The 22662-nt window shown below is 59.6% G+C and carries 16 protein-coding genes; 6 read left to right on the top strand and 10 right to left on the bottom strand.

The window, feature by feature from the left end; genetic code table 11:
* Positions 1 to 17 precede the first annotated feature (17 nt).
* The 6 genes from RYB09_RS18595 to puuE all read right to left on the bottom strand — a co-directional run bounded on the left by RYB09_RS18595 (position 18) and on the right by puuE (position 5715).
* Positions 18 to 803, bottom strand: coding sequence for an outer membrane protein OmpK (locus RYB09_RS18595; protein WP_002552796.1), 786 nt, complete (start codon positions 801 to 803; stop codon positions 18 to 20).
* 391 nt (positions 804 to 1194) lie between these two features.
* Positions 1195 to 2469 (bottom strand): urate hydroxylase PuuD, encoded by a 1275-nt coding sequence (locus RYB09_RS18590; RefSeq protein WP_058409220.1) that lies wholly within the window; start codon positions 2467 to 2469, stop codon positions 1195 to 1197.
* Between the two features lie 4 nt (positions 2470 to 2473).
* The gene (locus RYB09_RS18585) at positions 2474 to 2986 is read right to left on the bottom strand and encodes an ureidoglycolate lyase (RefSeq protein WP_004643995.1); all 513 of its coding nucleotides are present in this window, start codon (positions 2984 to 2986) and stop codon (positions 2474 to 2476) included.
* Between the two features lie 250 nt (positions 2987 to 3236).
* Positions 3237 to 4232: an allantoicase gene (gene alc, locus RYB09_RS18580; RefSeq protein ID WP_316889691.1), complete on the bottom strand. Its 996-nt coding sequence runs from the start codon at positions 4230 to 4232 to the stop codon at positions 3237 to 3239.
* 41 nt (positions 4233 to 4273) lie between these two features.
* The gene (gene uraD, locus RYB09_RS18575) at positions 4274 to 4789 is read right to left on the bottom strand and encodes a 2-oxo-4-hydroxy-4-carboxy-5-ureidoimidazoline decarboxylase (RefSeq protein WP_316889690.1); all 516 of its coding nucleotides are present in this window, start codon (positions 4787 to 4789) and stop codon (positions 4274 to 4276) included.
* On the bottom strand, positions 4786 to 5715 hold the full coding sequence (gene puuE / locus RYB09_RS18570) for an allantoinase PuuE (protein ID WP_316889688.1): 930 nt from the start codon (positions 5713 to 5715) through the stop codon (positions 4786 to 4788). Before puuE ends, uraD begins: the two co-directional genes overlap by 4 nt.
* 388 nt (positions 5716 to 6103) lie before the next feature.
* On the opposite strand from puuE, the gene uraH reads away from it, so the two are divergent.
* Both uraH and RYB09_RS18560 read left to right on the top strand, forming a co-directional pair.
* Positions 6104 to 6457: a hydroxyisourate hydrolase gene (gene uraH, locus RYB09_RS18565; protein ID WP_058401970.1), complete on the top strand. Its 354-nt coding sequence runs from the start codon at positions 6104 to 6106 to the stop codon at positions 6455 to 6457.
* Positions 6458 to 6568: 111 nt separating this feature from the next.
* The gene (locus RYB09_RS18560; RefSeq protein WP_058401971.1) at positions 6569 to 7321 is read left to right on the top strand and encodes a GntR family transcriptional regulator; all 753 of its coding nucleotides are present in this window, start codon (positions 6569 to 6571) and stop codon (positions 7319 to 7321) included.
* 336 nt (positions 7322 to 7657) lie between these two features.
* On the opposite strand, the gene guaD is transcribed toward RYB09_RS18560, so the two are convergent.
* Genes guaD through xdhA form a run of 4 tightly spaced genes read right to left on the bottom strand, consistent with a single transcriptional unit; the run spans position 7658 to position 13791 of the window.
* Positions 7658 to 8971, bottom strand: a complete 1314-nt coding sequence (gene guaD / locus RYB09_RS18555; RefSeq protein ID WP_058401972.1) for a guanine deaminase — start codon at positions 8969 to 8971, stop codon at positions 7658 to 7660.
* A gap of 17 nt (positions 8972 to 8988) precedes the next feature.
* Entirely contained in the window at positions 8989 to 9828 is an 840-nt protein-coding gene (gene xdhC, locus RYB09_RS18550; RefSeq protein WP_058401973.1) for a xanthine dehydrogenase accessory protein XdhC, read from the bottom strand.
* Positions 9825 to 12344, bottom strand: coding sequence for a xanthine dehydrogenase molybdopterin binding subunit (xdhB, locus tag RYB09_RS18545; protein ID WP_316889685.1), 2520 nt, complete (start codon positions 12342 to 12344; stop codon positions 9825 to 9827). The genes xdhC and xdhB overlap by 4 nt, the downstream gene beginning before the upstream one ends.
* Complete coding sequence (xdhA, locus tag RYB09_RS18540) at positions 12337 to 13791, bottom strand: xanthine dehydrogenase small subunit (RefSeq protein ID WP_058401975.1); 1455 nt, start codon at positions 13789 to 13791, stop codon at positions 12337 to 12339. Before xdhA ends, xdhB begins: the two co-directional genes overlap by 8 nt.
* A 276-nt stretch (positions 13792 to 14067) precedes the next feature.
* On the opposite strand from xdhA, the gene RYB09_RS18535 reads away from it, so the two are divergent.
* From RYB09_RS18535 to ligA, 4 genes are all read left to right on the top strand, one after another.
* Complete coding sequence (locus tag RYB09_RS18535; protein WP_058401976.1) at positions 14068 to 14727, top strand: GntR family transcriptional regulator; 660 nt, start codon at positions 14068 to 14070, stop codon at positions 14725 to 14727.
* Positions 14728 to 14731: 4 nt separating this feature from the next.
* Entirely contained in the window at positions 14732 to 18220 is a 3489-nt protein-coding gene (gene smc / locus RYB09_RS18530; protein ID WP_058401977.1) for a chromosome segregation protein SMC, read from the top strand.
* 250 nt (positions 18221 to 18470) lie between these two features.
* Positions 18471 to 19340 (top strand): cell division protein ZipA, encoded by an 870-nt coding sequence (gene zipA, locus RYB09_RS18525; protein WP_004665852.1) that lies wholly within the window; start codon positions 18471 to 18473, stop codon positions 19338 to 19340.
* 129 nt (positions 19341 to 19469) lie between these two features.
* Positions 19470 to 21833, top strand: a complete 2364-nt coding sequence (gene ligA, locus RYB09_RS18520; RefSeq protein WP_316889682.1) for an NAD-dependent DNA ligase LigA — start codon at positions 19470 to 19472, stop codon at positions 21831 to 21833.
* Positions 21834 to 22662 lie beyond the last annotated feature (829 nt).

Here is a 22662-nt window from a genome sequence, read left to right as displayed (position 1 = left end):
TCACAACCGGATCGTGCTTAGAAGAACACCTTCACCAGCAAACTCGCGGTGTTCTGGTCGGTGTCGAACGAGCGGCTGTCCTTGATGCCGTATTTGTTGGTCCAGTAATCGTATTCGATACCGACGTACAGCTGACGCTCAGGGTAATTCAGTGCCTTGCCCAGGTCATATTTGATCTGCGGGTTGAAGTGCAGGTTGGAGTGGTAAGTACCACGCGACGTCTTGTCGTTGTCCACTACCCAGTCCATGAAACCGTCGATCAGCACATCCGATTTGCCCATGGGGATGGTGTAGGACCACACCGGGGTAATCTGCCATACGCCATCGCCCGGACGGTTGCCTTCAGTCTGGCGCTGGTAGAAGTTCAGCTGGAAGTAGTCGAAACCCGGGATCTTCAAATCGAACGCCGGGCCGATCAGGTAAGACTCGTTATCGCCTTCACCAAATTCGTAAGTTGCCGCAATCAGCACATCGCTGATCGGGCCGAACTCGAACTTCTGGCCAAATATCTTGCCCAGCGACAAGCGTGGCGAGAACTCACCGTAATAGGTGTTATCGCCAGCGGTTGCGTCTCCCTTGCCGTTGTAGAAGATCTTGTCGACGAAGAAGAAGTTGTCGCCGTACTTCCAGCTGTCAGCATGTTCAAAGGTGAACGTCTGCTGGTTTGCCGGGTTGACGGCAAAGTCTCGTCCATTGAGATAGGTCAGGCTATTGCTCTGCCACTGGAAGATATCCCCGGCCATGGCTGGCGCAGCGGCCAGCAGACTGCTGGCCAGTAACACGCTGGAAAACGTACGGTTCATGCGGTGAGTCCCTTGAAATAGATCGTGATTTTTTCAGACTGGCGTTCTCTAAGTGACGCCTTGTCTGTGGTTGCAGTAATTTGTCTGTCTGGTCAGCTTTGTGTTGTTAGCAAGAGCTGCGCCAAACAGTGAAAAAAAGTTGAAGTAATCCCCAAACCGGCATCAACGTGTCGGTTTCAAGTCATTTTCCGGGTCGACAGAGTCCTGACCGTACAGTCAGCTAGTTGGCTGTTCGGTCAACGTCAGCGTACAGGGAGCGGTTGTCCGGTTTTGCAGCGGCGGCGGAGAATACTGACTTGCGTCATCTGACTCAAGTGCTCCAGCGCAGGGCGTCTGGAGCGAAAGTGGGGCGAGTGCGCCCCTTTTCAGGGGCGCTTGGTTAGCGAGGGACTCAGTTAGTGTGTGCGCCTTGATCGACCCAGGCACCGACCAGTTCGCGTTCCTGCTGAGTCATCTGGGTGATGTTGCCCAGCGGCATGATCGGCGAGGTGACGGCCTGCGCCTTGATGCGCGGGGCCTGCTGCTGAATCTGTTCTGGCGTATCGAACATCACTCCCGCAGGCGCAACGCTGAACAACTGACTGGTAGGCGTTGCGGAATGGCATACCGTGCAACGATGCTGAATCACTTCATGCACTTTGGCGAAGTCCGCGCCGGTGCTGGCAGGCTTGGCCTCGACCGGCGCGGTGACCGGCTCCGTAGGTTTCTCGTCGGCCCGATGACCGCCGACTGCGGTGCCGGGCAGCGGTTGGTAAACGATTTTCGCGGGAGGTTGCGCAGGGCCGGTGACGTACGCCAGGCAGAGCATGCCCAGCGCAGCGACCGGCAGAGTCCAGGCGAATCGATGGCTGTCATGTCTTGTATTGAAATAGTGGCGCACCAGGACCGCCAGCAGTGCGATGCCCGCCAGGATCAGCCAGTTGTACTCACTGCCGTATGTGCTCGGAAAGTGGTTGCTGATCATGATGAACAGCACAGGCAGGGTGAAGTAGTTATTGTGCCGCGAGCGCAACAGGCCCTTGGCGGGCAGGCTTGGGTCCGGCGTGCGGTTCTCGGCAATGGCGGCCACCAGGGCGCGCTGGGCCGGCATGATGATGCGGAACACGTTGCCGACCATGATGGTGCCCATGATTGCGCCCACGTGCAGGTAGGCACCACGACCGCTGAACACTTTGCTGAACCCGTATGCCGCCGCGACCAGCAGCACGAACAGGACCACGCCCAACAGGGCAGGGCGCTTGCCCAGTGGCGAGTCGCACAAAAAACTGTAGATGAACCAGCCGACAAACAACGAACCCAGGCCAATGTGCACGCCTTCGGCACCACTAAGGCTGCTGCCCGGCGCCAACAGGTACAGCGTAGGGTTGGCGTAGAACACCACGCACAACAGGGCCACGCCCGACAGCCAGGTTGAATACGCTTCCCATTTGAACCAGTGCAGATTCTCCGGCATGGTCGGCGGCGCGAGCTTGTACTTCTCCAGGTGATAAATGCCACCGCCGTGGATCGCCCATAAATCGCCGGACAGCCCTTCACGCGGGTTGCTGCGGTTGAGGTTGTTCTCCAGCCAGACAAAGTAGAACGATGCGCCGATCCAGGCCACGCCCACAATCATGTGAATCCAGCGTACGCCCAGATTCAGCCATTCCATCATATGTGCCAGCACGGTTTTACCCTTCCAGTGGGTTGGGATCGAGAACCAGCAACTGGCTCTCGGCAAAGTAATGCTCGTCGCAGTTGTTGCCTTCGCCACTGCGATCAACCACCAGGAAGTCATCCCGCTTTTCGATCGTCAGCACCGGGTGGTGCCAGACGCCGCGATGGTAATTGACACCCTGCCTGCCGTTGGACACGAAGGCGCGGGTCAGCTCTGACTCAGGCGCATCGCCAACCGGCGCGACCACGATCAGAAAGGGGTTGCCGAGCAGCGGGATGAAGGCCTGGCTGCCCTGCGGGTGACGCTCCAGCATGCCAATGGTCAACGGCATCGGCAGCGCTTCGGCGCGGAATATGCTGATGATCGCCTTGTCATCCGGTTGCGCGGTCTGTACTTCAGCCAGACGATGAAAGCGCATGGTCGAGCCGTTATTGATCATGAAATGATCGCTGCCATCGGTTTCGATCACATCACCGAATGGCGCAAAAGCTTCCTTGGTCAGCGGCTCGATTATCAGTTTGCGCATGCGGATTCTTCTTCAATGGTTTTGAGGGTGGGTCGTTTGCACATTCGTATTGATGACTATCGTGCCAATGCTCTGCGTTGGCATGCATTTCGTGACGCTCTGCGTCACAACTCTACGCCGCGCCACACATACTCAAGACTGGACGCAGAGCGTCCGGAACTGCATTCCCACGCAGAGCGTCCGGAACTGCATTCCCACGCAGAGCGTGGGAACGATAACCTGTTGCCTTCTGCTGACTTCCGACGCGTTGTTACCTGGCCACCTTGCCCAGTACTCGCAGGCGGCTCACGCCCCCGTCCGGGAAGACGTTCAGGCGGATGTGGGTGATCGGCCCGATGGCGTTGATCTGCTCGGCGAACTCGTGTTCGGCGTGCATGGTCAGCTTCTGGCTTGGCAGCAGCTCGCGCCAGAACAAACTCTGGGTTTCGATCTGGCTGTCGGTGCCACCCTTGACGAAAGCACCCTGGATCGAGCAGCTGTCCGGGTAATTGCCCTTGAAGTGCAGGGTGTCGACGATGACTTTCTCGACTTCGCCCTTGTGTCCCAGCGCCACGATGACCCAGTCGTTGCCCGGTGTGCGACGGCGCGCGGTTTCCCAGCCGTCGCCCATGTTCACGCCACGGCCGGGGTTGAGGATATTGCTCATGCTGCCGTAATGCTCGTCCGAGCAGGCAATCGACCGGCCACCGTTGAGTGCCGCGACCAGATCGATCTGCTCGTCTTCGCTGACTTTCGACCAGTCGCGATGCGGCACGCCGTAGACCCGCAGGCGCGCTACGCCGCCGTCCGGGTAGATATTGAAGCGCAGGTGGCTGAACGCCTGATCTTTGCTGATCTCGTGGTAATGATGGCTGTTGCCTTGCAGTTCCACAGACGGCAGCACTTCGGTCCAGGCGGTGTTTTCATCGGGTTCGCCCGAGGCCAGAAAGCACGCTTCCAGCGAAGCGGAAGGCGGAAAGTTGCCGGTGAAAAACGAGGTGTCGATGTCGACACCCTTGATGGTGCCTGCCACACCGAGGCGGATCACCGCGCTGTCATACCCTTCGAAACGCTTGCGGCGCGACTCCCAGCCGTCCATCCACTTGCCGTTGTCGTCGAACACGCCTTCCTTCCAGACCGCCGGGGTCGGCTGGAACAGCCGGTTGGCGTCTGCGAACCAGTCATCGGTGACCGAAAGAATTTTTGTGCCCAGGCGCGCGTCGGCCAGGTTCACGAACTTCTCGAACGGTGCGGCGTAAACTTTCATGCTTGTTGTCTGCCTTCTGAACAGGTTGATAACGGCGACGCTCAAAGCGCCTGTAGACGAAACAGTGCGATTTTGTTGATCTCGGCCAGGGCGCAAGCGAACTCGGCCTCGGGCGAGTGGTGGATGCGTTGTTCGAACGCTGCCAGAATTTTGTGCCTGTCGCTGCCCTTGACCGCCATGATGAACGGAAAGCCGAAGCGGGCCTTGTAAGCCTCGTTCAACTCGGTGAAGCGCTGAAACTCTTCAGGCGTGCAGTGGTGGATACCGGCGCCTGCCTGCTCATCGGTACTGGCCTGAGTCAGCTCGCCCTGAACGGCAGCTTTTCCGGCCAGGTCCGGGTGGGCATTGATCAGCGCCAGTTGTTGCGCGTGGGTGGCACCGAGCAATATTTTGCTCATGCGGGCGTGCAGGGCCTCGACCTGATCCAGTTCGGGGCCTGCGCCCTGATCGAAGGCCTGCTGCGCGACCCACGGTGAGTGTTCGTAGATGTCGGCAAAGGCTGCGATGAATGCGTCCCTGTCGAGGGTCGAGGGTGTCAGTTTCTGAAACTCGCTCATTGCGCCGCCTTGCCGGTAAACGAATGTTCAGTGTGCCAGTGGCGGGCGATATCGACACGCCGGGTAAACCACACCTGCTCATGGCCTTTGACGTACTCAATGAAACGCTTGAGCGCGGCCAGCCGGGCAGGGCGACCGATCAGGCGGCAATGCAGACCGATGGAAAGCATCTTCGGTGCGTCTTCGCCTTCGGCATACAGCACGTCGAACGCGTCCTTCAAGTACTGAAAGAATTGCTCGCCGTTGTTGAAGCCCTGCACCTGGGTGAAGCGCATGTCGTTGGTGTCCAGCGTGTAAGGGATGACCAGATGCGGCTTGCCGGTAGGGTTGTTCGGCTCCCAGTACGGCAGGTCGTCGTCGTAGGTGTCGCAATCATAGAGAAAACCGCCTTCCTCCATCACCAGTCGCCGCGTATTGGGCCCGGTGCGCCCGGTGTACCAGCCCAGCGGCCGTTCGCCACTGATCTCGGTGAGGATCTGAATCGCCTGGCGCATGTGTTCACGCTCGTCGGCTTCATCCATGTTCTGATAGTCGATCCAGCGATAACCGTGACTGCAGATTTCGTGACCGTCGGCGACCATGGCGCGGATCACCTCGGGGTGACGCTGCGCGGCCATGGCCACGGCGAAGATGGTCAGGGGGATATCGAACTGCTTGAACAGCTTGAGAATGCGCCAGACGCCTGCGCGGCTGCCGTATTCATACAGCGATTCCATGCTCATGTTGCGCTGGCCCTGCAATGGCTGCGCAGCAACCATCTCGGACAGAAAGGCTTCTGATTCCTTGTCTCCGTGCAGAATATTGCGCTCGCCACCTTCCTCGTAATTCAGCACGAATGACAAGGCAATGCGCGCGTTGCCCGGCCAGCGTGGATGAGGCGGGTTGTTACCGTAACCAATGAGGTCGCGTGGGTAGTCAGCGCTCACTGCAAGCTTCCTTCTGTGCGTTATGTGCGTTTGGCCAAGTGCGTTGCGAATGGCAGGCAACGCACTGCAATGCGCAGATTGTATACAATTTTATTTTCGGCCTGTAACCCTGTAGGTTTCGTTACCGATTCGTGCCTGTTCAGATAACGCAAGCAAGAAACCTGCCTGAGTGGTCAGCTAATCGGAAAAAATCTGATATTTTTCCTTTGCTTCCTTTCTTTTCAGGTAATTCGACGCTTGGCGAGCAGCACAGGCGTCAGCTGCAATCCGCTGAAGATTTTATTGTGTACAGGTTTTCGCGAAAGTGTCTTAATCGGTTGCAATCGCACCATGCAGAGCACTTCATTGGTGCACTGTTTCACCGTCGCCTGATGTGAGGAGTGAAGTTTTGGGGAAATTGACCACACACGTGCTGGACGCTGCCCACGGTTGCCCAGGCAGTGCCATCCGCATTGAATTGTATCGGGTCGAAGGCCAGCAGCTGCTGCACGTTGTCAGCGCTGTCACCAACAGCGATGGACGTTGCGATGCGCCCCTGTTGCAGGGAGACACTTATCAGTCCGGGGTTTATCAACTGCATTTTCAGGCTGGCGATTATTACCGTGCACGAGGTGTTGCGTTGAACGCACCGGCTTTTCTCGATGAAGTGGTGCTGCGCTTTGGCATTGATGCAGGTCAGGAACACTTTCATGTGCCGCTGTTAATCTCGCCGTATAGCTACTCGACGTATCGGGGCAGCTGAGTACCTCTTGCCCGCCCCACACTGCGGGCCTTTTTTTGCGCGCGTTTCCGGTTTTGCCCTGTGTACAATGCGCCAGTCCCAAAGCCGTAATCCATCTGCGCACGAGTGCCCATGAACGACCAGTCCCTGCCTCTCAAGAAACAGCCACGCGGCACGACCAGCGCCAGCCGCAGCGTTACTCAGGACGATATCGTTTACGAGCATATTTTCGATGCCATTCTGGAGCAGCGGCTGGCGCCGGGCACCAAATTGAGTGAAGAGGCGCTGGGCGAGATCTTTGGTGTCAGCCGCACCATCATTCGTCGCGCTCTATCGCGGTTGGGGCACGAAGGTGTGGTGCTGTTGCGGCCTAATCGTGGCGCTGTGGTCGCCAGCCCCAGCGTCGAAGAGGCGCGACAGGTATTTTTTGCCCGGCGCATGGTCGAGAAGGCAATCACTGAACTGGCAGTCGCGCACGCCACTGCCGAGCAACTGGTCGAGCTGCGCCAGATGGTCAGCGACGAGCGCGACAGCTTTGCCCGCGGTGATCGAGGTGCAGGCATCCGTCTCTCCGGTGAATTCCATCTGCAACTGGCCGTAGCCGCCAGAAACGCGCCGCTGATCAGCTTCCAGCGCAGCCTGGTATCGCAGACTTCATTGATCATTGCCCAGTACGAAACCGGCAACCGCACACATTGTTCCTACGACGAACACACCCAGCTGATCGACGCCATCGAAGCGCGCGATGCGCCGCTCGCCGTCGAGTTGATGATGCACCATATGGACCACATCGACGGCAAGCTCAACCTCGACCAGGACAGTGCCTCGGACGATTTGCATGCAGTGTTCTCGCACGTCATGGGCAGAAAAAAACCGGGGCGTTGAGGCCTTCGGATAATCGTGCGACGCTCCGCGTCGTCATGCCGTTCCGGACGCTCCGCGTCCTCTTGACGACGCAGAGCGTCGAGACCTGCATTCCCACGCGGAGCGTAGGGAACGATAACGAACCTTTGACCATCGTGCGACGCTCCGCGTCGTCATGCCGTTCCGGACGCTCTGCGTCCTCTTGACGACGCAGAGCGTCGAGACCTGCATTCCCACGCGGAGCGTAGGGAACGATAACGAAGCTTTGACCATCGTGCGACGCTCCGCGTCGCATGCCGTTCCGGACGCTCTGCGTCCTCTTGACGACGCAGAGCCTGCGTGAGCGTGAGGGACGATTTAGCCCCGCTCATGCACCAAACGCCCACCCGACCAGGTCTGTTTCACTGTCCGGTCATCACCGATGGTCATCAGCACAAACAGAATCTCTTCGATGTCTTTAGCCTGTTTCAACCGGTATGACAGCAGCGGGGTGGCGTTGTAATCCAGCACCAGGAAGTCGGCTTCGTTACCGGGCTTCAAGCTGCCGACCTTGTCCTCCAGTCGCAATGCGCGTGCGCCGCCCAATGTCGCCAGGTACAGCGACTTGAACGGATTGAGCCGTGCGCCCTGCATCTGCATGACCTTGTAGGCCTCGTTCAGGGTCTGCAGAATCGAAAAACTGGTGCCGCCGCCCACATCGGTGCCAACCCCGACATTCACCTTGTGCTTCTCGGCCATCGGCAAGTTGAACAGGCCGCTGCCCAGAAACAGGTTGGAGGTCGGGCAGAAGGCAATCGCCGAACCGGTTTGCGCCAGTCGTGCGCACTGTTCGTCGCACAAGTGCACGCCATGGGCGAACACCGAGCGCTCGCCGAGCAGGTTGAAGTGATCGTAGACGTCCAGGTAATGCTTGCGCTCGGGGAACAGCGCCTTGACCCACTCGATCTCCTGAAGGTTTTCACTGATGTGGGTCTGCAGGTACAGGCCGGGATACTCGGTGAGCAACTGGCCAGCCAGGCTCAATTGCTCCGGGCTGCTGGTCGGCGCGAATCGCGGGGTCACTGCGTAGCTCAAACGCCCTTTGCCGTGCCAGCGCTCGATCAGCGCCTTGCTGTCGGCGTACCCGGATTCCGGCGTATCAACCAGATAATCCGGCGCATTGCGATCCATCATCACCTTGCCGGCGATCATGCGCAGGTCAAGTGCCTGGGCCGCACTGAAAAACGCCTCGACCGACTCTTTATGCACGCTGCCGAACACCAGCGCTGTGGTCGTGCCGTTGCGCAGCAGTTCCTTGATGAAGATGTCGGCCACCTGCGCCGAATGCTCGGGGTCGGCGAACTGGCTTTCGCAGGGGAAGGTGTAGGTGTTGAGCCAGTCGAGCAGTTGCTCGCCGTAGGCACCGATCATGCCGGTTTGTGGCAAGTGGATATGGGTGTCGATGAAGCCCGGTGTGATCAGTGCGTCCGGGTATTCGATCAGCTCGACATCGCCGTCGAGGCTATCGAGCAAATCGTCAGCATTGCCCACTGAAATGATTTTGCCGTTTTCGACCAGCAACAGGCCATCGGCAAAATACTCATAAGACGCTTCTACTGCCACCTCCGCGGGGTCGGCAATGCTGTGAAGGATGGCGGCGCGGTAGGCTTTACGGCGGGAAACTGAACTCATGGCACTCTCGTTGTGACTCATTGCGACTGACTGCGGCGTGATGCGGGCAGCAGTCTGGCGATTGGTTCGGCATTGGCACTGTGCTGGCCAAAGCTTGCGTTGTAGGTGGCGATTATTTCGGCGGCGATGGACACCGCGATCTCGATGGGCAACTTGCCTTTGACTTCCGCCAGGCCCATCGGGCAACGCATGCGTTGCAGCAGGCTGGCGTCGAAACCGCGTTCACGCAAGCGATGTTCGAATTTGACGCGCTTGGTTTTCGAGCCGATCAGCCCGAAGTAAGTAAAGTCGCCGCGTTTTAGGATCGCAGCAGTCAGCTCAAGGTCCAGTTGATGGTTGTGGGTCATGACAATGCAGTAAGTGCCGACAGGCAACTGCGCGACCTCGTCGACCGGCTCTTCACTGACGATCTTCAACACGCCATCGGGCATCGGCTCGGGGAATTCGTTCTCACGCGCGTCGATCCAGCGCACCCGGCAGGGCAGGCTGGCGAGCAGTGGCACCAGTGCACGGCCAACATGCCCGGCACCAAACACGGCGATCTGTGCGACCGGCTCGCCCATCGGTTCGAACAGCAGCACATTGACGCCGCCACAGCACTGACCGAGGCTTGCGCCGAGGTTGAAGCGTTCCAGGCGAGTTTGCCGGGTGCCGCTGGCGAGCATCTCGCGGGCGATTTGCATGGCCTTGTATTCCAGGTGCCCGCCGCCGATGGTGTCGTGAATATGCTCGGCACAGACCACCATCTTCGAGCCGGCATTGCGTGGCGTCGAGCCCAGCTCCTCGATGATCGTCACCAGGATGCCGGGTTCTCCACGGGCCTGCAGCTCGGCCAGGGCGCTGATCCAGTTGTTCATTTCTGCTCCAGGACCGAGTGATCCAGGCCCGGTGCCTTCGCGAGCAGGCTCGCTCCCACGGGGGCATCCTGACTAGGTGAAGGCGAGCCTGGCGAAGCTTCACTTACCCGCGAAGGGGCGGAAACAATCGGCTCGGCACCTTCGCCGGATGCGCGACGCGCAGCGCTTTTCTGGCGCATCTGCTCACAGCCCCACAGCACTTTTTCCGGTGTCGCCGGGGCGTCGATATTTGGTTGATAACGGTAGTCACCCAGGCTCGCCACGGCGTCCTTGATCGCGCACCAGGCCGCGATGCCGAGCATGAACGGTGGCTCGCCGACGGCCTTGGAATGGAACACCGTGTCTTCCGGGTTCTTGCGGTTCTCTACCAGCTTGATGCGCAGATCAAGCGGCATGTCCGCCACCGCAGGGATCTTGTAGGACGCCGGGCCGCTGGTCATCAGCTTGCCCTTGTCGTTCCACACCAGTTCCTCGGTGGTCAGCCAGCCTGCGCCTTGAATGTAGCCGCCTTCGACCTGGCCGATATCGATGGCCGGGTTCAGCGAGGCGCCGACGTCGTGCAGAATGTCGGTGCGCAACATTTTGTACTCGCCTGTCAGCGTGTCGACGATGACCTCGACGCAGGCCGCACCAAACGCGTAGTAATAGAACGGTCGGCCCCGCGCCTGGCTGCGGTCATAGAAAATCTTCGGCGTCTTGTAATAGCCGGTGCTGGACAACGAAACCTGGCCCATCCAGGCCAATTGCGCCAGCTCGGCGAAGGGCAGGAAAATATCGCCGATCCGCACATGGCCGTTGCGAAACTCGACTTCTGTTTCTGCCACCTGATAGTGCCGGGCGGCGAACTCCACCAGCCGCTGCTTGAGAATTTCAGCGGCATTCTGCGCCGCCTTGCCGTTCAGGTCGGTGCCGCTTGAGGCGGCAGTGGGCGAGGTGTTCGGCACCTTGTCGGTGTTGGTGGCGGTGATCTGAATACGGTCGATGTCCACCTGGAACACCTCGGCCACGACCTGCGCAACCTTGGTGTTCAAGCCCTGGCCCATTTCGGTGCCGCCATGGTTCAGGTGGATGCTGCCGTCGGTGTAGATATGAATCAGCGCACCGGCCTGATTGAGGAAGCTGGCGGTAAATGATATGCCGAATTTGACCGGCGTCAGCGCCAGGCCTTTTTTCAGGATCGGGCTTCCGGCATTAAACGTGCGAATAGCTTCGCGGCGCTCGGCGTACTGGCTGCTCTGCTCGAGGTCGGCGGTCATCTCTTCCAGCAGGTTGTGCTCGACCGTCTGGTAATAGTGCGTGACGTTACGCTCGGTCTTGCCGTAATAGTTGGCCTTGCGCACCGCCAGCGGGTCCTTGCCGAGGAAGCGCGCGATGCAGTCCATGACTTCTTCGATGGCGACCATGCCTTGCGGGCCGCCAAAGCCACGGTAGGCCGTATTGGACGCGGTGTGCGTCTTGCAGCGGTGACCATTGACCGTGGCTTCGCCCAGATAGTAGGCGTTGTCGGCGTGAAACATGGCGCGGTCGACGATCGACGCAGACAGGTCTGGCGAGTAGCCGCAGTTGCCTGCCAGATCCAGTAGTATGCCCTGCAAGCGACCGTCATCATCGAAACCCACGTCGTACTCGATGTAGAACGGGTGGCGCTTGCCGGTCATCTGCATGTCTTCAAAACGTTGCAGGCGCATTTTGGTGGGCTGGCCGGTCAGCCGGGCAATCACGGCGCACAGGCAGGCCGGGCTGGCCGCCTGGGTTTCCTTGCCGCCAAAGCCACCGCCCATGCGCCGCATGTCGACCACGATGCGGTTCATCGGCACGCCCAGTACCTCGGCAACCAGCTTCTGGATTTCCGTGGGGTTCTGGGTCGAGCAATAGACAATCATGCCGCCGTCTTCGGTCGGCATCACCGAAGAGATCTGGGTTTCCAGGTAAAAATGTTCCTGGCCGCCAATGTGCAGGTTGCCCTGCAGGCGGTGGGTTGCGCTTGCCAGCGCCGCCGCCGAATCGCCACGTTTGTGCGTGTGGCTGTCGAGCACAAAGTGTTTCTGACGCAGCGCCTGAACAACATCCAGCACCGGCTCCAGGTCCTCGTATTCGATAATCGCCGCCATTGCCGCCTGCCGGGCAATGTCCAGACCACGAGCAGCAACGGCAAGCACCGGTTGCCCGACAAACTCCACCGTGTCGATGGCCAGCAATGGGTCGCCGGGCAGCAGCGGCCCGATGTCCTTGAGCCCCGGAATATCCTGATGGGTAATCGCGATGCGTACGCCGTCGAAGGCGTAGCAGGGCGAGGTGTCGATGCTGATGATTCGCGCGTGGGCACGGTCGGAAAGACGTGCGTACACATGCAACTGATTGGGAAACTCCAGGCGATCATCGATATACACCGCTTCGCCGGACACATGCTTATCGGCGCTGTCATGCTTGACGCTGCGACCGACGCCAGTGCTCAAGCCCTGCTGGAACACGGCGAGCATTTCGGCCTGGGTAATGGATGGGGAATGCTCAGACATAGTCAGTCACCCGCGTTGCGACGGCAGGCGTCTGCACTTCGATGAAATACTTGCGCAGCAGGTTCTGCGCGCTCAACAGGCGATATTCCTTGCTGGCACGGAAGTCCGACAGCGGCGTGAAATCTTCGCTGAGTGCGGCGCAGGCCTGCTCAACGGTTTCATTACTCCACGGCTGGCCGACCAGGGCCCGCTCGCAGGCCGCTGCGCGCTTGGGAATCGCCGCCATGCCGCCATAGGCGACACGTGCCTCGCGGATCACGCCGTCTTCTATCGTCAGGCGGAACGCCGCACAGACTGCCGAGATGTCGTCATCCAGGCGTTTGGAGACTTTATAGGCACGAAAGGTCTGCAGTGGATTCGCGGTCGGCACGATGATCTTTTCGATGAACTCACTCTCCTGGCGAGCCGTGACCTTGTAGTCGATGAAGTAATCCTCCAGCGCCAGAGTGCGCTGACCGTTGCCTTTGCGCAGCACGATCTGCGCACCAAGGGCGATCAGCAGGGGCGGTGAGTCGCCGATGGGCGAGGCATTGCCGATATTGCCGCCCAGCGTGCCCTGATTGCGGATCTGCAACGAGGCGAAGCGTTGTAGTAACTCGCCAAAGTCCGGGTATTCGGCCTTGAGTGCTGCATAACAATCGGTCAGCGGAGTGGCTGCGCCGATCTCCAGGCGGTCTTCGAAACGCTTCACGCCCTTCATCTCGTCGATGTGTCCGACGTAAATCATCACCGGCAATTGTTTGTGAAACTGCGTGACTTCCAGGGCCAGATCGGTGCCGCCGGCCAGCAGGCGCGCCTGCGGATGGCTTCCATAAAGGTCAGCCAGGTCCGCCACGGTCAGCGGAATGAAGCAGCTTTTTTCGCCGTCGCTCAGTGCTTCGGTCTGGCCTGGCGTGATTGCTCGCAGGCGCTCGACAGTCTGAGCCTGGCGCTGATCGAACTGGTCCGGCTGGCGCTGGCTGCAAGACTGCTCGGCGGCGGCCAGAATAGGGCGATAACCGGTGCAGCGGCACAAATTGCCTGCCAGCGCTTCGTGGGCCTGGTGCGCGTTGGCGTCGCTGCTGTTCTTTTGCAGGGCAAACAGCGACATCACAAAGCCCGGGGTACAAAAGCCGCATTGCGAGCCGTGACACTCGACCATCGCTTGTTGCACGCTGTGCAACTGACCCTGGTGCTTGAGGTCCTCGACGCTGATCAATTGTTTGCCGTGCAGCGACGCCATGAACGTCAGGCACGAATTGAGGCTGCGATAACGCAGCGTTTGCTTGCCGTCGGCGTCACTGTGCAACTCGCCAACCACGACGGTGCAGGCACCGCAGTCGCCACTGGCGCAACCTTCCTTGGTACCGGGCTTGTGTGCCTGCTCACGCAGGTAGGTCAGCACGGTCATGTTCGGATTCAGGCTGCGCTCGGTTTTTAGCTCTTGGTTCAAAAGGAACTGAATCACGGCGCAAAGCCCTCACATTTATTGTCATCAGACATGTCGATGAATCTATCAGCTCTGCTTATTGGGTCAATTTGTTTCTGACTTAAGAGTCAGGAAATTGAGTTTTTCAGCATTCTGCCGATCAAAGACTCTCTGGTTCTTGAATCGCCCATTGGGTTGTATTCAAGGTTTTGCGTATTTCGTGCCAGTTTCCGCTTCTATGGCCCTGCGCCATCCGTACCGGTTGCGCTACACTTCGCGGCTTGCATGCAGAACTGGTTTTTTTGAAGGATAGTCATGACGTTCAAGGCCCCGGACAGCCTCGCTGAGCAAATTGCTCATCATCTTGCCGAGCGGATCATTCGCGGTGAGCTCAAGCCTGGAGAGCGTATTCAGGAACAGAAAGTCACGCAGGCGTTGAACGTCAGCCGTGGTTCTGTGCGCGAAGCATTATTGATTCTGGAGCGCCGCCATCTGGTGGTGATCCTGCCGCGTCGTGGGGCACAGGTTACGGTGCTCAACGCGCACAACGTGACCAGCCTGTGTGGCCTGATGAGCGAGTTGTACATTCTGCTGGCCAATGCGGTGGTCGAGCGCTGGCGCACCGAGGATGATCTTGCGCCGTTCGTGCAGATACAACAGCGCCTGCAGGTCAGTTTCGAGCAGCAGGACGTCAAGGCATTTGTCGAAGAGAGCTTCAATGTCATGCGCGCGGCCTATCCGTTCGCCAGCAACCCGTACCTCGAAGAAACGGTCGAGAACCTGCAGCCTTCAATGAGCCGCAGCTATTTCCTCGCGCTCGAGCAACGCAAGGCCGATATGGGCGACTACCTGGCGTTGTTCGACGAGTTGCTTGGCGCGGTGATCGCGCGGGATCTGCCGAAAATTCGTGTAGTGCTGATCGCCTACTGTCAGCGCAGCTGCCAGCTGGTGCTGGCCGCCCTGGCAGCGGACTGACGCCATGCGCCTGAAGTGCATCAAGCTGGCAGGGTTCAAGTCGTTCGTCGATCCCACCACGGTGAACTTCCCCAGTAACATGGCGGCCGTTGTCGGCCCCAATGGCTGTGGCAAATCCAACATCATCGACGCCGTGCGCTGGGTCATGGGCGAAAGCTCGGCCAAGAACCTGCGCGGCGAGTCGATGACCGACGTCATCTTCAACGGCTCAACCAGCCGTAAACCGGTCAGCCAGGCGAGTATCGAGCTGGTATTCGATAACTCCGACGGCACGCTGGTTGGCGAGTACGCGGCGTATGCGGAAATCTCCATTCGCCGCAAAGTGACGCGCGACAGCCAGAACAGCTACTACCTCAACGGCACCAAATGCCGTCGTCGCGACATTACCGACATCTTCCTTGGCACCGGCCTGGGGCCACGCAGCTATTCGATCATCGAGCAGGGCATGATCTCCAAGCTGATCGAAGCCAAGCCTGAAGACCTGCGCAACTTTATTGAAGAAGCCGCCGGGATCTCCAAATACAAGGAGCGACGTCGGGAAACCGAAAACCGTATTCGCCGCACCCACGAGAACCTGGCGCGCCTGACTGACCTTCGGGAAGAACTCGAGCGTCAGTTGGAGCGTCTGCACCGGCAGGCTCAGGCCGCCGAGAAGTATCAGGAATACAAGGCCGAAGAACGCCAGTTGAAGGCGCAATTGTCGGCTCTGCGCTGGCAGGCGTTGAATGATCTGGTGGGGCAGCGCGAGGCAGTGATCGGCAATCAGGAGATCGGTTTTGAAGCACTGGTGGCTGATCAGCGCAGCGCCGATGCCAGCATCGAAAGGCTGCGCGACGGCCATCATGATCTGTCCGAACGCTTCAACCTGGTGCAGGGCCGTTTTTATTCGGTCGGTGGCGACATCGCCCGCGTCGAGCAGAGCATCCAGCACGGTCAGCAGCGGCTGCGCCAATTGCAGGACGACCTGCGCGAAGCCGAACGCGCCCGCCAGGAAACCGAATCCCATCTTGGCCACGACACCACCTTGCTTGCCACCCTGGGCGAAGAGCTGGAGATGCTTGAGCCCGAGCAGGAAATGACCAGCGCGGCCGCCGAAGAGTCGGCCATTGCCCTGGAGGACGCCGAAGCGGCCATGCAGGGCTGGCAGGAGAAGTGGGACGTCTTCAATCAGCAATCCGCCGAGCCACAGCGCCAGGCGCAGGTCCAGCAGTCGCGCATTCAGCAACTTGAACAAAGCATCGAACGCCTGGCCGAACGCCAGCGGCGTCTGGCCGAAGAGCGTCAGTTGCTGGCCGCCGATCCTGAAGATGCGGCCATTCTGGAACTGAGCGAAGACCTCGCCACCCGTGACATGACCCTTGAAGAGCTGCACGCAGGCGAGGAGCAGGCGGTCGAGCGTCTTGAGCAATTGCGTGAAGCTCTGCAGCAGGCCAGCCAGGCGCAACAGCAGGCGCAGGGCGAGCTGCAACGTCTCAACGGGCGTTTGGCTTCCCTGGAAGCGCTGCAGCAGGCCGCACTTGACCCGGACACCGGCACCGCCGAATGGCTGCGCGATCAGCAACTGGCCGAGCGCCCGCGTCTGGCCGAGGGGCTGAGTGTCGAGGCGGGCTGGGAGCTGGCGGTGGAGACCGTGCTCGGCGCGGATTTGCAGGCGGTGCTGGTGGATGACTTCGATGCGCTTGATCTGGCGAACTTCAAGCAGGGTGATCTGCGCTTGCTCAGCACCGGTGCTGATACGGTGCGGGTGCCTGGCAGCCTGCTGGAGAAAGTGGACAGTACGGTTGATCTGTCCGCCTGGCTGGGCCAGGTGATTCCGGTCGAGGATCTGGACGAAGCGCTGGCGCGACGTGCGCAACTCAGCGCCGGACAAAGCCTGATCAGCCGTGACGGCTATTGGGTCGGGCGGCACTTTTTACGTGTGCGACGTGCCAGCGAGGCGCAGAGTGGCGTGCTGGCGCGGGGGCAGGAATTACAACGGCTGGGCCTGGAGCGTGATGAGCGCGAAGCGACGCTGGCTACGCTTGAAGAGCAATTGCTGGTGCTGCGCGAGCAACAGTCGCAGGAGGAAGAAGCCCGCGAGCAACTGCGCCGCCGCGTGCAGGACGAAACCCGTCAGCAAAGCGAACTTAAAGCGCAACTGTCGGCGGTCAGGGTGAAGGTCGAGCAGTTGACCCTGCGTCGTACTCGTCTGGACGAAGAACTGGCCGAGCTGGGCGAGCAACGCGCTGTCGAGCACGAGCACCTCGGCGAATCGCGCCTGCAATTGCAGGATGCACTGGACAGCATGGCGCAGGATACCGAACAGCGCGAAGTGCTTCAGGCGCAGCGTGATGCGCTGCGCGAGCGTCTGGATAGGATTCGTCAGGATGCGCGGCAGCATAAGGATCACAGTCATCAACTGGCGGTGCGTCTGGGCTCGCTCAAGGCGCAGTACGATTCGACGCGTCAGGCGCTGGAGCGCCTGCGCATGCAGTCCGAAAGGCTGACCGAAAAACGCGAGCAACTGAGTCTGAATCTGGAGGAGGGCGAGGCACCGCTTGAAGAACTGCGCCTCAAGCTTGAAGAGCTGCTGGAGCGGCGCATGGTGGTCGATGATGAAATGCGCATCGCCAAGAACGCCCTCGAAGACGCTGACCGCGAATTGCGTGAAGCCGAAAAGCGCCGGACCCAGGCTGAGCAGCAATCGCAGCTGTTGCGCGGCCAGCTTGAGCAGCAACGCCTGGAATGGCAGTCGCTGACGGTGCGCCGCACGGCGTTGCAGGACCAATTGCACGAGGACGGCTACGACCTGCACGGCGTGCTCGCCACGTTGACCCCCGAGGCCAGCGAGCAGGCCGCCGAGCAGCAACTGGAGAGCATCGCCGGGCGTATTCAGCGTCTGGGAGCGATCAACCTCGCCGCCATCGACGAGTACCAGCAGCAATCCGAACGCAAGCGTTATCTGGATGCGCAGGATGCTGATCTGGTGGAAGCACTCGACACGCTGGAAAACGTCATCCGCAAGATCGATAAAGAAACCCGAAACCGCTTCAAAGATACCTTCGATCAGATAAATAGCGGAATTCAGGCACTTTTCCCAAAAGTTTTCGGTGGTGGCTCCGCTTATTTGGAACTGACGGGCGAAGATTTACTCGATACAGGGGTGACAATCATGGCGCGCCCTCCCGGCAAGAAGAACAGCACTATTCATCTGCTGTCGGGTGGGGAAAAAGCCTTGACTGCCCTGGCGCTGGTTTTTGCCATTTTCAAACTCAATCCTGCGCCGTTTTGCATGCTTGATGAGGTGGATGCGCCGCTGGATGACGCCAACGTGGGTCGCTATGCGCGGTTGGTGAAAGAAATGTCACAAACTGTTCAGTTCATCTACATCACCCACAACAAGATCGCCATGGAAATGGCTGACCAATTGATGGGGGTGACGATGCATGAACCAGGCTGTTCGCGGCTGGTAGCGGTGGATGTAGAGCAGGCGATGGCGCTTGTGGATGCCTGAGTTCTGGCTTGATTCAGTCGGGAAATCGTTGCGCAAGGGCCTGAAAATTTGACGTTTGTGTGATAGATGGCACTTTGGGCGGCGAAGAGACGTAACAGACGGTGTAAAGTTACCTTTGGTCGTGCTAGTTTAGTGACCACTTTTTATTTTCGCGTGGGCAAATTGCCAGTCAGAACATAGACTTGGCACCACGTATTAAAGGGGTTTAGGCCCTTATTTTCAGATTTCTTCATTAGAGGCACTGGATTACATGGAAATCGGTCTGCGCGAGTGGCTGATCGTCATCGGCATAATAGTCATTGCCGGTATTCTTTTTGATGGCTGGCGCCGTATGCGCGGCAGCAAAGGTAAATTGAAATTCAGGCTGGATCGAAGCTTCTCCAATCTTCCGGATGAGGAGGAAACCACGTCGGCCGAAGTGCTCGGGCCGCCCCGTGTGCTGGACACCCACAAGGAGCCGCAGCTCGATGAGCATGACTTGCCGTCGATGAGCGCCAGCCCGCGTGAGGGCAAGCGCAGCAACAGTGACAAGCGTGGCAACAGCGACAAGAAGCGCAAGGACGAACCGCAGCAGGGTGACCTGAATCTGGATCTGGACGGCCCGAGCCTGTTCACCGGGCGTGACGATGACTTCCCGGACGACAAGCCTGCCCAGCGCATCACTGAGGACAAGGACCTGCCTCCGGTTGAGGAAGTGCTGGTCATCAGCGTGATTTCGCGCAGTGAAGGCGGCTTCAAGGGCCCTGCGTTGTTGCAGAACATCCTGGAAAGCGGCCTGCGTTTTGGCGAGATGGATATTTTCCATCGTCACGAAAGCATGGCAGGTAACGGCGAAGTGCTGTTCTCGATGGCCAATGCGGTCAAGCCCGGCGTGTTCGATCTGGACGATATCGACCATTTCAGCACCCGTGCCGTGAGCTTCTTCCTTGGTTTGCCAGGCCCGCGTCATCCCAAGCAGGCCTTCGACGTCATGGTTGCCGCAGCCCGCAAGCTGGCCCATGAACTGGATGGCGAGCTGAAAGATGACCAGCGCAGTGTCATGACCGCGCAAACCATCGAGCATTACCGTCAGCGCATCGTTGAATTCGAGCGCCGTGCGTTGACCCAGCGTCGCGGTTAAGCGAATCCTTGTCCACTTCCCGATCAAGAGCATGCTCCGGCGCGCTTTTTCGGGGATTGGGCTTGAACAGAACAGAGCCAACAGATTGAGCAGCCTCGGCTGCTCTTTTGCTTTTTGAGAGAACACCGTATGAAGGCCGTCGAAACCCGAATCCTGGAACTGCGTGCAGAGCTGGATGAGCACAACTACCGCTATCACGTTCTGGATGAGCCCAGCATCCCGGATGTCGAGTACGACCGCCTGTTTCACGAACTCAAGGCCCTTGAGGCAGAAAACCCGCATCTGGTCACGCCGGATTCGCCGACGCAACGGGTTGGCAGCGCCGCTTTGTCGGCGTTCACCCAGGTGCGGCACGAAATGCCGATGCTCAGCCTGGGCAACGCTTTCGAAGAAAACGACATGCTCGAGTTTGACCGGCGCGTAACCGAAGGGCTGGATTTGCCTGCCGGGGACCTGTTTGGTGCGGGCAGCAAGGTGCAGTACAGCTGCGAGCCCAAGCTGGACGGTCTGGCAGTCAGCCTGCTGTATCGCGACGGTGCGCTGGTACGCGGTGCGACGCGTGGGGACGGGACCACCGGCGAGGACATCAGCGTCAATGTGCGCACCGTGCGCAACATCCCGCTCAAGCTGAAAGGCAAGGGCTGGCCGGATGTGCTGGAAGTGCGCGGCGAAGTGTTCATGTCCAAGGCAGGTTTCGAGCGGCTCAACGCCAGCCAGCTGGAAATCGGCGGCAAGACCTTCGCCAACCCGCGCAATGCGGCGGCGGGCAGCCTGCGCCAGCTGGACTCGAAAATCACTGCCAATCGTCCGCTGGAATTCTGCTGCTATGGCCTGGGGCAGACTTCGGCGGAAATCGCCGACACTCACATCGGCGTGCTTGAAACGTTGAAAAAGTGGGGCATGCCGGTCAGTCGCGAGCTGAAGCTGGCGAATGGCGTCGAGGAGTGTCTGGCCTATTACCACGATATTGGTGAGCGGCGTCTGGCACTGACTTACGAGATCGACGGCGTGGTGTTCAAGGTCAACAACCTGGCTGCGCAGCGCGAACTGGGTTTTCGCGCCCGCGAGCCGCGCTGGGCAATTGCCCACAAATTCCCGGCTATGGAAGAGCTGACCGAGCTGCTGGATGTCGAATTCCAGGTGGGGCGTACCGGCGCAGTGACGCCGGTCGCGCGCCTCAAGCCGGTCAAGGTGGCTGGCGTCATGGTCGCCAACGCCACGCTGCACAACATGGATGAAGTGGCGCGGCTCGGCCTGATGATTGGCGACACGGTGATCATCCGCCGCGCCGGTGACGTGATTCCTCAGGTGGTGCAGGTGGTTGCCGAGCGCCGCCCCGAGAATGCCAGGGCGGTGCAGGTTCCACAGACCTGCCCGGTGTGCGGCTCGCATGTCGAGCGCACGCAGTTGATCAAACGCAGCAAGGGCAAGGAAACCGTCACCGAAGGTGCGGTGTATCGCTGCGTCGGGCGTCTGGCCTGCGGTGCGCAACTCAAACAGGCGATCATCCACTATGTGTCACGTCGTGCGATGGACATCGAAGGGCTTGGCGACAAGACCATCGAGCAACTGGTCGATGAAAAACTCATCGGCTCGCCTGCCGACCTGTACAAGCTGAAATACGAGCAGATCATCGACCTGGAAGGCTTTGCCGAAATTTCCAGCAACAAGCTGCTCAAGGCGATTGCCGACAGCCGGCAGCCGACTCTTGCGCGCTTTATCTATGCCTTGGGCATTCCCGATGTGGGCGAGGAGACGGCCAAGGTGCTGGCGCGCTCGCTGGCGTCTCTGGAGCGCGTCAAACAGGCCTTGCCGGAGGTGTTGACTTACCTGCCGGATGTCGGTCTGGAAGTTGCCTACGAAATTCACAGTTTCTTCGAGGATGAGCACAACCGTAACGTCATTGATGCGCTGTTGGGCGAATGCGGACTGCAATTGCAGGACCAGGGCGAGCTGGGTGCCGAGTTTGCGGCCAGCACTACGCTCGAAGGGCTGATCGACAAACTGCACATTCCGTCGGTAGGGCCGGGCGCTGCACAGAAACTGGCTGACAGGTTCGGCACGCTGGAGGCCGTCATCAGCGCCGATTGGCTGGACATGCGTCAGACGCTGCCGGAGAAACAGGCCAAGTCGGTCCGCGATTTCTTCGACGACAGCGCAAACGCCGAGCGTGCCCGCGCCATAGAAGCCCAGCTCAAGGACTTCGGCATGCACTGGCGCAGCGAGAAAAAAACCGTCGAAGGCCTGCCGCTGGCCGGGCAGACCTGGGTACTGACGGGCTCGCTGGAGCGCATGAGTCGTGACGTCGCCAAGGAAAAACTCGAAAGCCTTGGTGCCAAAGTCTCCGGCTCGGTCTCGGCCAAGACCCACACCGTGGTTGCAGGCCCAGGTGCAGGCTCGAAACTGACCAAGGCCAACGAGCTGGGGCTGACCGTACTGGACGAAGATGCGCTGCTAAAACGCCTGACCGAACTGGGCGTGGCGGTTGACTGAGGCAGGCCTACGCTCCGCATTCCCTGATTATCGTGCGACGCTCTGCTTAGGCATGTCTTGATCATCGTGCGACGCTCCGCGTCGCATGCCGTTCTGGACGCTCTGCGTCCTATCCTGAATGTGATGGCGCGGCGTAGATTGTGACGCAGAGCGTCACGCACGGCGTTCCCACGCTGGAGCGTGCGGAACGATAATCCCAACTACCGTGCGACGCTCTGCTTAGGCATGTCTTGATTATCGTGCGACGCTCCGCGTCGCATGCCGTTCTGGACGCTCTGCGTCCGATCTTGAATGTGATGGTGCGGCGTAGATCTGTGACGCGGAGCGTCACGCACTGCATTTCCACGCTGGAGCGTGCGGAACGATAATCCCAACTACCGTGCAACGCTCCGCTTAGGCATGTCTTGATCATCGTGCGGCGCTCCGCGTCGCATGCCGTTCTGGACGCTCTGCGTCCGGTCTTGAATGTGATGGTGCGGCGCAGATCTGTGACGCGGAGCGTCACGCACGGCATTCCCACGCTGGAGCGTGCGGAACGATAATTCCAACTACCGTGCGATGCTCTGCTTAGGCATGTCTTGATCATCGTGCGACGCTCCGCGTCGCATGCCGTTCTGGACGCTCTGCGTCCGGTCTTGAGTGTGATGGCGCGGCGCAGATCTGTGACGCGGAGCGTCACGCACTGCATTTCCACGCTGGAGCGTGCGGAACGATAATCTCAACTATCGTGCGACGCTCCGCTTAGGCATGTCTTGATCATCGTGCGACGCTCCGCGTCGCATGCCGTTCTGGACGCTCTGCGTCCGGTCTTGAATGTGATGGTGCGGCG

The sequence above is a fragment of the Pseudomonas syringae group sp. J254-4 genome (genome assembly GCF_032586855.1).
GTDB classification, from domain to species: Bacteria; Pseudomonadota; Gammaproteobacteria; order Pseudomonadales; family Pseudomonadaceae; genus Aquipseudomonas; species Aquipseudomonas amygdali.
This window is presented reverse-complemented; position numbering and strand designations above follow the sequence as displayed.

Bases quoted from the DNA above. Each gene is read 5' to 3' on its own strand.
- RYB09_RS18585 (WP_004643995.1), bottom strand. From the start codon at position 2,986: ATGCGCAAACTGATAATCGAGCCGCTGACCAAGGAAGCTTTTGCGCCA.
- RYB09_RS18595 (WP_002552796.1), bottom strand. From the start codon at position 803: ATGAACCGTACGTTTTCCAGCGTGTTACTGGCCAGCAGTCTGCTGGCC.
- RYB09_RS18560 (WP_058401971.1), top strand. From the start codon at position 6,569: ATGAACGACCAGTCCCTGCCTCTCAAGAAACAGCCACGCGGCACGACC.
- xdhC (WP_058401973.1), bottom strand. From the start codon at position 9,828: ATGAACAACTGGATCAGCGCCCTGGCCGAGCTGCAGGCCCGTGGAGAA.
- RYB09_RS18535 (WP_058401976.1), top strand. From the start codon at position 14,068: ATGACGTTCAAGGCCCCGGACAGCCTCGCTGAGCAAATTGCTCATCAT.
- smc (WP_058401977.1), top strand. From the start codon at position 14,732: ATGCGCCTGAAGTGCATCAAGCTGGCAGGGTTCAAGTCGTTCGTCGAT.
- zipA (WP_004665852.1), top strand. From the start codon at position 18,471: ATGGAAATCGGTCTGCGCGAGTGGCTGATCGTCATCGGCATAATAGTC.
- alc (WP_316889691.1), bottom strand. From the start codon at position 4,232: ATGAAAGTTTACGCCGCACCGTTCGAGAAGTTCGTGAACCTGGCCGAC.
- xdhB (WP_316889685.1), bottom strand. From the start codon at position 12,344: ATGTCTGAGCATTCCCCATCCATTACCCAGGCCGAAATGCTCGCCGTG.
- guaD (WP_058401972.1), bottom strand. From the start codon at position 8,971: ATGAGTTCAGTTTCCCGCCGTAAAGCCTACCGCGCCGCCATCCTTCAC.
- ligA (WP_316889682.1), top strand. From the start codon at position 19,470: ATGAAGGCCGTCGAAACCCGAATCCTGGAACTGCGTGCAGAGCTGGAT.
- uraD (WP_316889690.1), bottom strand. From the start codon at position 4,789: ATGAGCGAGTTTCAGAAACTGACACCCTCGACCCTCGACAGGGACGCA.